We start from the raw sequence: 9598 nt of genomic DNA, 5'->3' as shown, positions 1-9598 counted from the left end.
GGGCGCGACCATCGGCGGCGCGCTCATCCCCCGGCTCATCGACGAGATCCCGGCGCTGTGCGTGGCGGCGTGCTTTGCCGAAGGCACCACGGTCATCAAGGACGCCAAAGAACTTCGCGTCAAAGAAACCGACCGCATCGCCACCATGGTCGCAGAGCTCGAAAAGATCGGGGCAAAGGTTGAGCCCAAAGAAGACGGCATGATCGTCCATGGCAATCCCGCCCTGCGGGTGCCGAGCTGCTCCTTTGAATCCCATGGGGACCACCGCGTAGCGATGAGCATGGCACTCACTTCTTTCCGTGCGGATGTGGAAATCACAATCAATGACATCGCCTGCGTGGAGACGAGCTTCCCCGGGTTCTTTGACCTGCTGGAGGCGGTGAGCGGGTGAAGCCGATTGTCGCCATCGACGGGCCTGCGGGCTCGGGAAAGAGCACCGCCAGCCGGGGCGCCGCCCGCGAGCTGGGTTATCTATATATAGATACAGGCGCGATGTACCGGGCCGCCGCGCTGGCGGCACAGAGGGCGGGGCTCGATTTGAGCGATGACTTGGCCGTCAGCGAGTTCTGCCGGAATCTCGACATCGGTTTTGGCGCGCCCGGATCGCGTGAGGACGGCAGCGCGCCGGTATTGCTGGCGGGAGAGGACGTATCCGACCAGATCCGCACCCGCGAGATCGCCATGATGGCCTCGGATTTCTCCCAGAAACCGGCGCTTCGCAAGCGGCTCACCGCGATTCAGCGCTCCCTCGGGGCATCCGGCGGCGTCGTCATGGAAGGCAGGGACATCGGAACCGTCGTATTCCCGGAGGCCCGGGCCAAGTTCTTTGTAAGTGCCAGTCCGGCCGAACGGGCCCGCAGGCGCTGCGAAGAACTGCAGGCGGCGGGCCAGGAGGCCGATCTCGGGGCCATCGAGCGGGAAATCCGCGCCCGGGACGCCCAGGACGCCGGGCGCGCGCATGCCCCCCTGAAAAAGGCAGCAGACGCCGAGGAGATCGATTCCACGGCCATGAGCATCGAAGACGTCATTGCCCGCATTGTCGCGCGGGTAAAGGCGATTGAGGGCAGTTGAGAGTTCATTAAAGGGTCGGGGACTTGTTGTCTTTGCTCTTAAAATGTGTTCTTCTGCCGCCCTCCGCAAGACTTACCAAGGGGTTCCACAACACATCATGATGTCAGATAAACCGCAGACCTCCGGAGCTGGTGCCGGCGACTCTGGAGATAGCTTTGCCGCAATGTTCGAGGAATCGATGGCGGCGCAGGAAATTTCGGAAGGCGAAATTGTCACCGGTACCATCGTCAAAGTAGATCCCGACGGGGTCATCATCGATATCGGTTTCAAGTCCGAGGGTTACGCCCCGCGCGAGGAATTCGAGCGCGGCGGCGAAGTAACCGTCAAAGAAGGCGACCGCGTGCGTGTCTACGTCGATTCGCTGCGCGTCAACCCGCAGGGTTACTGCCGGGTGTCCAAGCAGAAGGCCGACCGCCTTCGCATCTGGGACGAGATCGCCGAGGCTTTTGAAAAAGAAGCCATCATCGAAGGCAAGGTCACCGGCCGCGTCAAGGGCGGGCTGGAAGTGGACATCGGCGTGAAGGCATTCCTGCCCGCATCGCAGGCCGATATCCGTATGCCGCGGAACCTGGATCGCTACATGGGCGAGACCAGCCAGTACCGCATCATCAAGTTCAACCGGCGCCGCGGCAACGTGGTGCTTTCGCGTCGCGCGGTTCTCGAAGAGCAGCGCGGCCACATGCGTGAAGAAACCCTCAAGGTTCTGACCGAGGGCGCAATCGTGACCGGAACGGTGAAGAACCTGACCGACTACGGCGCCTTCATCGACCTGGGCGGCATCGATGGCCTGCTGCATATCTCCGATATGTCGTGGGCGCGCATCAAGCACCCGAGCGAAGTCATCAAGTCCGGTGACGAGATCCGCGTGCAGGTGCTGCAGTTCGATCGTGAAAAAGAGCGCGTCTCGCTGGGGCTCAAGCAGCTTCAGAACGACCCGTGGGTCACGATCGATACCGACTATCCGATCGGCATGCGCACCAAGGGCGTTGTAACCAGCATTGCCGACTACGGCGCATTCGTGGAGATCACGGGCGGCGTCGAAGGCCTCATCCACGTCTCCGAGATGAGCTGGACCCGCAAGGTCCGCCACCCCAAGAAGATCGTCAACGTGGGCGACGAAGTCGAGGTGATGATTCTCGACGTCGACCGCGCCAACCGCCGCATGAGCCTGGGCATGAAGCAGGTCCAGCCCAACCCATGGGAAGAGATCGCACAGACCTATCCCCCGGGCGCGCGCCTCAAGGGAACGGTCAAGAGCATCACCGACTTCGGCATCTTTGTCGGTGTCGATGATGAGATCGACGGCCTCGTGCATGTCTCCGACGTGTCGTGGACCGACAAAAATCCCAAGCTTGCCGAAATGTTCAAGGAAGGCGATGAGGTCGAGTCGATCGTCCTCAACGTCGACACCGAGGGCCAGCGTCTCTCGCTTGGCATCAAACAGCTCCAGGACGATCCCTGGGAGAGCTACTACAAGAGTCACAAGCGTGGCGACCGTGTGCAGTGCAAGGTCGTCTCGATCACCGATTTCGGCGTGTTCGTGGAACTGGCCGAGGGCATCGAAGGCCTCATCCGCACCAGCGAGCTGGCCCATGAGCGCGTGCAGAACCCGCGCGACGTGGTGGAAGTCGGCCAGGAACTCACCGCAGAGATCACCCAGCTCGACGCGCGCGATCGCAAGATCTCGCTCTCGATCCGGGCGATGCAGGCCACCGACGACCGGGCAAACCTGAAGGAATTCCATACCTCGCAGGGCTCGTCGAACGCGACCTTTGGCGATCTGCTCGGTGAGAAGCTGCGCGGGATGCAAGGCTCCGAAGCCGCACCGGCCGGGGAAGCCAAGGCCGAAGAAGCGCCTGCTCCGGCCGAGGAAGCCAAGGCTGAAGAGGCCCCGGCCGCCGAGGCCGCGCCTGCTCCGACTGAGGAAGCCACTGAAGAGCCCAAGGCGCAGGCCGCTCCCGAGTCTGAATCATCTGAGCCTGCCGAAGCCGCTGCTTCGGAGGAACAGTCCGAGGAAGAAACCAAGGGAGAGGAAAACAGCTGAGATAATCGGCTGCTTTCCGGCTGAGCGATGGAGCAGAAGCAACAACGCGGGCCATCGGTAATTTTGTATTTTCTGGCGGGGACGTTTGCACTCTTTGTGCTCGTCCTCGTCGTTTTTGCGCTGGTGATGGATTTCGATTCCCCGGATTCGCGTCGCACGGGGCTCTCGGGCTTCTCGCGCAAACCGGCGGTCGGCATCATCGACCTCGAAGGGCCGATTTTCGACTCCCGGGACTTCGTCGACACCCTCGAAGAATACCGCAAAGAAGAAAAAGTTCGCGCCGTCGTCGTCCGGGTTGATTCTCCGGGTGGCGCGGTCGCGCCTTCGCAGGAAATCTACCACGCGATTCTCAAGCTGCGCGAGACTGGCAAACCCGTGGTTGTCTCCATGGGTTCTCTGGCGGCCAGCGGCGGCTACTACGTCTCATCGGCGGCGAACAAAGTGCTGGCCAACCCCGGCACGATCACCGGTTCGATCGGCGTCATCATGCAGTTCGCCAACTACGCCGAGCTCATGGACAAGATCGGCGTGAAGGCGCAGGCGCTCACCAACTCGCGCGGCAAGTTCAAGGACATCGGCAGTCCCCAGCGCGACATGCGTCCCGAAGAAAAGAAGCTCCTGCAGACCATGATGGACCAGGTCTACGAGCAGTTCGTGCGTGACATCTCTTACGGGCGCGGGCTCGATGCTGAAAACGTCTATCCCTTTGCCGATGGACGAATCTTTTCGGGAGAACAGGCGCTCGAAAACGGCTTTGTCGACGGACTGGGCGGTTTCGAGGACGCAGTCGCCATGGCGGCCGAACTCGGCGGCATCGAGGACGACGAGCCCCAGCGCATCTATCCGCGTGAGCCGGAGCCCACGTTCTGGGACATGCTCTCGGGCGAGGAAGCTTCAACCCGGTTATTGCAGCGACTGCTCCCGGGCCTGAGCGGCGCGCTCGGTGAGGGCGGCCCGCTGCCGCTTCCCACGCACTCGGGCGGGCTCTACTACCTGTTTGTTCCCTGAAAGATCCGCGCCTGCGGGAGCGGACGATGTGTCGATCAGATGCGGGATGCCGGCAGCGCATTTCGTAAATAACTACTTATTGAAGTGAGCGAGCACCAACCCGTGGCGAGTTCCCCGAAAAAGACCAGAAAGGCGCCGAAGAAGGCCGCCAAGTCACCGAAAACGCAGGGAAAACCCCGCAAGCTGACCCGTGTGAAGGTCGCCGTCGAGGCGACCGAGCCCGAGGAGCCGGTCACGCGCAAAAAACTCTGGGCCCCCTGGCGGCTCGCCTACGTGAAGAGCTCGGGCCCCAAGCCGGCCGCCGGCTGCGTTCTCTGCAGCCTGCAGATAGAAAAAGACGGTCCGGGGAACCTGATCCTTCGGCGCAGCGGCTCGGCCTACCTCATCATGAATCGCTTTCCCTATACGAACGGCCACCTGATGGTCGTCCCAAAGCGCCACACCGCCGATTTCGCGGCTCTGAGCACCGCCGAGATGCGAGATATCAGCACGCTCCTCCAGCAGGGCGTGCGCGCGGTGCAGGATGCCTTCCACGCCCATGGTTGCAATGTGGGCATGAACCTGGGGCGCGTCGCCGGAGCGGGAATCGATGAACACTTGCATTTTCACATCGTTCCGCGCTGGAATGGGGATACAAACTTCATGCCCGTGCTGGCGGACGTGAATGTCGTCAATGACCACCTCGAAGACGCCTACCATGCGCTCGACGAGGTGCTGCCAAAGGGCCGGGCGCGCCGCTGAGCCGCCGCCCCGGGTACGCAGACAATCGGGAGAGTATATGCGTTACGCACGACTGGTCTTTTATGTAGTGGTTCTGTTGATCCTCTTCACCTTTGGATTCCAGAACTTCGATTCGCTCACCATCGGCGTGCCCATTCGCTTCAACCTGATGGGCCTGATGCGCCTGGAACCCACGCCGCTGGAGATCTGGCAGATCTTCCTGGGCACCGGTTTTATCGTCTTTGCCGCGACGCTGGCCCTGGACCTGGCCACGGTGCTGAGCCTGCGGGCCGATGTTTGGAAGAAAGACCGCGAACTTCGAAACCTGCGCGCGCGCGTCGAAGAGCAGGAAGGCGAGATCAAGCGCCTGCGCGCCGCGTCGGGCGGCGCTTCCGCGCCAGTAGCCACGCGCCCCGCGGCAACCGCCGCGACCACGGTGCCCGCGCCCAAGGGCGCCGCTGCTTCTACTGAGAAGGGCGAGAGCCCCGCGAGCGAAGAGAACAAGCCGACCGTTCCTGCGGGCTCGGTCCCGACCAAACCTTCGGAAGCCTGAGCCGCCTCAAACCCCCGGATTTAAGCGCCTGAGCGCTCAATTTGGGGTTGTGCCCCCGCGCCCCTCTCGGGCTAGACTGGGCCGCCATGCCCTCCGCTGAGAACAGCAAAAACTCGCCAAAGATCAAACTGACGCCGGCGATGCAGCAGTACATGGACGCCAAGCAGGCGTACCCTGATGCGCTGGTGTTCTTCCGCATGGGCGACTTCTACGAACTCTTCTTCGAGGACGCGACCATCGCCGCCCCCGTGCTGGAGATCGCGCTTACCACCCGCGACAAGAACAAGGGCGCCGATTCCATTCCCATGTGCGGCGTGCCCCATCATGCGGCCACCGGCCACATCCGGCGGCTTACCGAGCGCGGTTACAAGGTCGCCATCTGCGAGCAGGTCGAGGACCCCGCGCAGGCCAAGGGGCTGGTAAAGCGCGAGGTCACCCGGCTTGTAACGCCGGGCATGCCGCTTGATGAAGGCGCCAGCGGGCAGCGCAACCACTACGTGTTGGCCTTAGCGCCGGGAAAAAAGGCCTGGGGCGTGGCCGCCGTGGACGCGGCGACCGGCAGCTTCCCCGCCGCCGAGGTGCCCGAGTCACAGCTCATCGCCGAACTCTCGCGTCTCTCACCGGCCGAGCTGGTGATTGCCGAGGGCACCGAAATGCCGCAGGCGCTTGAAGACTATCTTCGCGCCTGGCCCCGCACGCTCACTGAGCGCCAGCAGATCGAGTTCAAGCCCGAGCGCGCCGAGCGCCTGCTCGAAGAGCAGTTCGAGCTGGGATCGCTGGGGAGTTTCGGCTTCGAGCCCGGCTCGCCCGCGCTCGCCGCTGCCGGGGCCGTGGTCGCCTATCTGCGCGAGGCCAACAAGACTGGCGTCGCTCACGTACGCGAGCTCCATCCCTTTCATCCCGGGCAGGGGCTCGTCATCGATGAGTCGAGTCGCGAGAATCTGGAAATCTTCCGCTCCCAGTCAGACCGCACCGAGCGCGGATCGCTGGTGGGCGCGCTGGACCTGAGCGTAAGCGCCGCGGGCGCGCGCTGCCTGCGCCGCTGGCTGGGCTTTCCGCTGCTCGACGTGCAGCGCATCAACGAGCGCCTGGACGCAGTGGCAGAGCTGAAAGACTCGGGCGGCCTGCGTGAGAGTCTTCGCGAGGGACTCTCCCAGGGCGGCGATCTCGAGCGCATCATCGGTCGCATCTGCCAAGGGCGCGCCAATCCGCGGGACCTGATCGCGCTGGCCACGACGCTTGAGCAGATTCCCGCTTTCCGCGCGAGTCTCGAAGGCGCGCAGTGCGAGGCCCTCGAGGACTACGCCGCGCGCATGAACGACCTCGCGGAAATCCGCACGCGCATCCGCGGTGCGGTGGTCGAAGATCCGCCCGCCACGGTGGGCGATGGCGGCGTGTTCCAGAAGGGCGTCTCCGAGGACCTCGACTCGATTCGCGAGATCCGCACCGGCGGCAAGGAATGGATCGCCAGGCTGGAAGCGACCGAGCGCGAGCGCACGGGCATCAGCTCGCTCAAGATCCGCTACAACCGGGTCTTTGGCTATTACATCGAAGTGACCAAGGCCAACGCCGGAGGCGTTCCCGAGGACTACATCCGAAAGCAGACGCTCACCAACGCCGAGCGCTACATCACGCCCGAACTCAAGGAATACGAGGAGAAAGTCCTCTCCGCCGGAGAGCGCATCCGCGCCATCGAGCAGGAACTCTTCGGCGCGCTCTGCGAGGAAATCGCAGCGAACGTGGCCGCCGTGCAGGAGCTGGCCCGCGCGCTGGCCGAGCTCGACGTGCTCTGCTGCTTTGCCGAGCTGGCTTCAAAACATGGCTACGTCCGGCCCGCCGTGCACGAGGGCAAAGAAATCTGCATTCGCGACGGACGCCACCCGGTGGTGGAGGCATTCCTCCCCGCGGGCGAGCGCTTCGTGCCCAACGATCTGGACATGGACGGCGAGGGGGCGCAGCTCCTGCTGATCACCGGCCCGAACATGGCCGGTAAATCCACCGTCATGCGTCAGGTGGCGATTCTGGTGCTGCTCTCCCAAGTGGGTTGCTTCGTTCCCGCCGCCGAGGCGCGCATCGGCCTTGTGGACCGTATTTTTACGCGCGTGGGTGCCTCGGACAATCTGGCGCGAGGGCTCTCCACCTTCATGCTGGAGATGACGGAGACCGCGGGCATCCTGCGGCAGGCGACCTCGCGCAGCCTCATCCTGATGGACGAGATCGGGCGCGGAACGAGCACCTTCGACGGACTCAGCATCGCCTGGGCGGTGGCCGAATCGCTCCACGATCTCTCAGGAGAAGGCGTACGCACGCTCTTCGCCACCCACTACCACGAGTTGGCCGAACTGGAGCAGCTCTATCCGCGGGTGAAGAACCTCACCATGTCGGTTAAAGAATGGAATGAGCGCATCCTGTTCCTGCGCAAGCTGGTGCCGGGCGCGGCGTCTCACAGCTACGGCATCCACGTGGCGCGGCTGGCGGGCATTCCCGACGGTGTGATCGACCGGGCGCGGCAGATTCTCAGCGATCTCGAAGCAGGCGAGTGGGACCCCACCGGCAGCCCGCGCATCAAACCGGCGCGAAAAGGTGGGGCAGCTCACGCGCGCGCGGATACCGGTCAGCTATCGTTACTCTCGAGCGCGGGCGACCGTGTGGTTGCCGAGCTCAAACGTGAACTTGAGGGCGTGAATCCGGACGAACTGACACCGTTGGATGCACTGACGTGGATCACCAAGTGGAAGGAACGCCTCACAAAACCCTGAAAGCCTTTGCGTGGGCGCTCGTCGCCGGGCTGCTGGTATTTTCCGGCTGGCCGATGGCGCGCGCACTGGCAGAGGGCGGCGGCCGCGCAGAGGTGCAGGCCGTGCGCTATTCGCGCGGGCCCCGTTATGCGCGCATCGTGGTGGAACTCTCCAGGCAGGTGGAATTCCAGGTGCGTGAGCTGCCCGCCGATCCCAAGGCCGGGCGCTCGCCGCGCATCTTCGTCGATCTCACTCCCGCCGTGCGCGGCCCCAACGTGCCGGCGCAGATCGAGGGCTCGGGCAAGCTCATTACCCGGTTGCGTGTCGGGCAGTTCAAGCCCGAGACCGCACGCATGGTGGTTGACCTCAAGGAGCGTACTTCCTACCGCACCATCACGCTCCACGATCCCTTCCGCATCGTGCTCGACGTCGAGATCGAAAAGAGCGCGGCAGCCCCGGCGGCAGCAGGTGAAGCGGACGAAAGTGGCAGCGAGGATGATCCTATTGCCGGGATTCTGGGCGGACTCGTTCCCAAGCCCCGCGCGCCCAAGGCGGCACCCAAGCCGCAGAGCAAGCCGCTCATCGTCATCGACGCCGGTCATGGCGGAAAAGACCCCGGCGCGGTGAGCAAGCGCAAGAACTACGAAAAAGACATTGTGCTTCCCGTGGCGCGCAAGCTGGCGCATCTGCTCAAACGTGAAGGGCACAGGGTGATGCTTACCCGCGACCAGGACGTGTTCCTCGAACTGTCCGAGCGCACCCAGAAGGCCAACGAAATCATCGCCGACGCGGGGCTCTTTGTGAGCGTCCACGTCAACGCCAGCCCGAATTCCAAGGCGCACGGGATCGAGACCTACTACTGGAATGTGAAGGTGGACCAGTCGAAGGCCTCCACGATCGCGCGAGAAAACTTCACGAACCTCGAATCGGTGTTCAAACAATCGAGCGGGGACCTGGCGGCGATACTTTCGGACCTCAAATACAAGGACAAGGAACGCCAGTCCGCGGCACTGGCCGGGCACCTGCAACGCAACATGATCTCCAGCGTGAGCGGGAAGTGGAAGGGTGTGCGCGACATCGGCGTGCAGCACGGCCCGCTCTACGTGCTGGCGCTGACCAACATGCCCGCAGCCCTGGTGGAGCTGGGTTTCATTACCAACGCCACCGAGGAAAAGCGCCTCTTCAGCGCCGCCTACCAGCAGCGTCTGGCCGAGGGGCTCAAGACCGGGATCGAGGCCTACCTCAAGGAAACCGGTCGCTGAGCCGCACGAGGTGGCAGCCCTTGGCAGGGCCTGCCGCGGCCCCTACCATGCCAGTGCGCCCCATGATGGACGTCACGGAGCAAACCTATGGCCGTTGAGCCGCCGCAGACACCGATCTCGACCCTCGTAGACGAACTCTCCAAGGAACTGGGTACCCCCGGTGAGGGAGAGGTAAGGGTTCCGGCGTTCCGCCCCCGGCAGG

Annotated in this window: 8 protein-coding genes; all 8 read left to right on the top strand. The window is 63.7% G+C overall.

What is annotated here, in order from left to right:
• Positions 1–391, top strand: a 391-nt coding sequence (locus KDH09_15280) for a 3-phosphoshikimate 1-carboxyvinyltransferase (GenBank protein ID MCB0221058.1), incomplete at its 5' end; no start/stop codon positions are given.
• The gene (locus tag KDH09_15275; protein MCB0221057.1) at positions 388–1071 is read left to right on the top strand and encodes a (d)CMP kinase; all 684 of its coding nucleotides are present in this window, start codon (positions 388–390) and stop codon (positions 1069–1071) included. The genes KDH09_15280 and KDH09_15275, both read left to right, overlap by 4 nt.
• Before the next feature lie 97 nt (positions 1072–1168).
• On the top strand, positions 1169–3115 hold the full coding sequence (locus KDH09_15270) for a 30S ribosomal protein S1 (GenBank protein ID MCB0221056.1): 1947 nt from the start codon (positions 1169–1171) through the stop codon (positions 3113–3115).
• Positions 3116–3142: 27 nt separating this feature from the next.
• On the top strand, positions 3143–4123 hold the full coding sequence (gene sppA / locus KDH09_15265) for a signal peptide peptidase SppA (GenBank protein ID MCB0221055.1): 981 nt from the start codon (positions 3143–3145) through the stop codon (positions 4121–4123).
• Between the two features lie 192 nt (positions 4124–4315).
• The gene (locus tag KDH09_15260) at positions 4316–4864 is read left to right on the top strand and encodes an HIT domain-containing protein (GenBank protein ID MCB0221054.1); all 549 of its coding nucleotides are present in this window, start codon (positions 4316–4318) and stop codon (positions 4862–4864) included.
• A gap of 37 nt (positions 4865–4901) precedes the next feature.
• The gene (locus tag KDH09_15255; protein MCB0221053.1) at positions 4902–5396 is read left to right on the top strand and encodes a hypothetical protein; all 495 of its coding nucleotides are present in this window, start codon (positions 4902–4904) and stop codon (positions 5394–5396) included.
• An 86-nt stretch (positions 5397–5482) separates the two neighbouring features.
• Positions 5483–8155 carry a DNA mismatch repair protein MutS gene (mutS, locus tag KDH09_15250; GenBank protein ID MCB0221052.1) on the top strand — a complete coding sequence of 891 codons (2673 nt, stop codon included), beginning with the start codon at positions 5483–5485 and terminating at the stop codon, positions 8153–8155.
• A complete protein-coding gene (locus KDH09_15245) occupies positions 8128–9396 on the top strand; it encodes an N-acetylmuramoyl-L-alanine amidase (protein ID MCB0221051.1) in 1269 nt (422 codons plus the stop codon). The genes mutS and KDH09_15245 overlap by 28 nt, the downstream gene beginning before the upstream one ends.
• The last annotated feature ends 202 nt before the right edge of the window (positions 9397–9598 follow it).

It is taken from the genome of Chrysiogenia bacterium, assembly GCA_020434085.1.
GTDB lineage: Bacteria > JAGRBM01 > JAGRBM01 > JAGRBM01 > JAGRBM01 > JAGRBM01.
This window is presented reverse-complemented; position numbering and strand designations above follow the sequence as displayed.

Coding starts and splice junctions, on each gene's coding strand:
- KDH09_15270 (MCB0221056.1), top strand. CDS start 1,169: ATGATGTCAGATAAACCGCAGACCTCCGGAGCTGGTGCCGGCGACTCT.
- sppA (MCB0221055.1), top strand. CDS start 3,143: ATGGAGCAGAAGCAACAACGCGGGCCATCGGTAATTTTGTATTTTCTG.
- KDH09_15255 (MCB0221053.1), top strand. CDS start 4,902: ATGCGTTACGCACGACTGGTCTTTTATGTAGTGGTTCTGTTGATCCTC.
- mutS (MCB0221052.1), top strand. CDS start 5,483: ATGCCCTCCGCTGAGAACAGCAAAAACTCGCCAAAGATCAAACTGACG.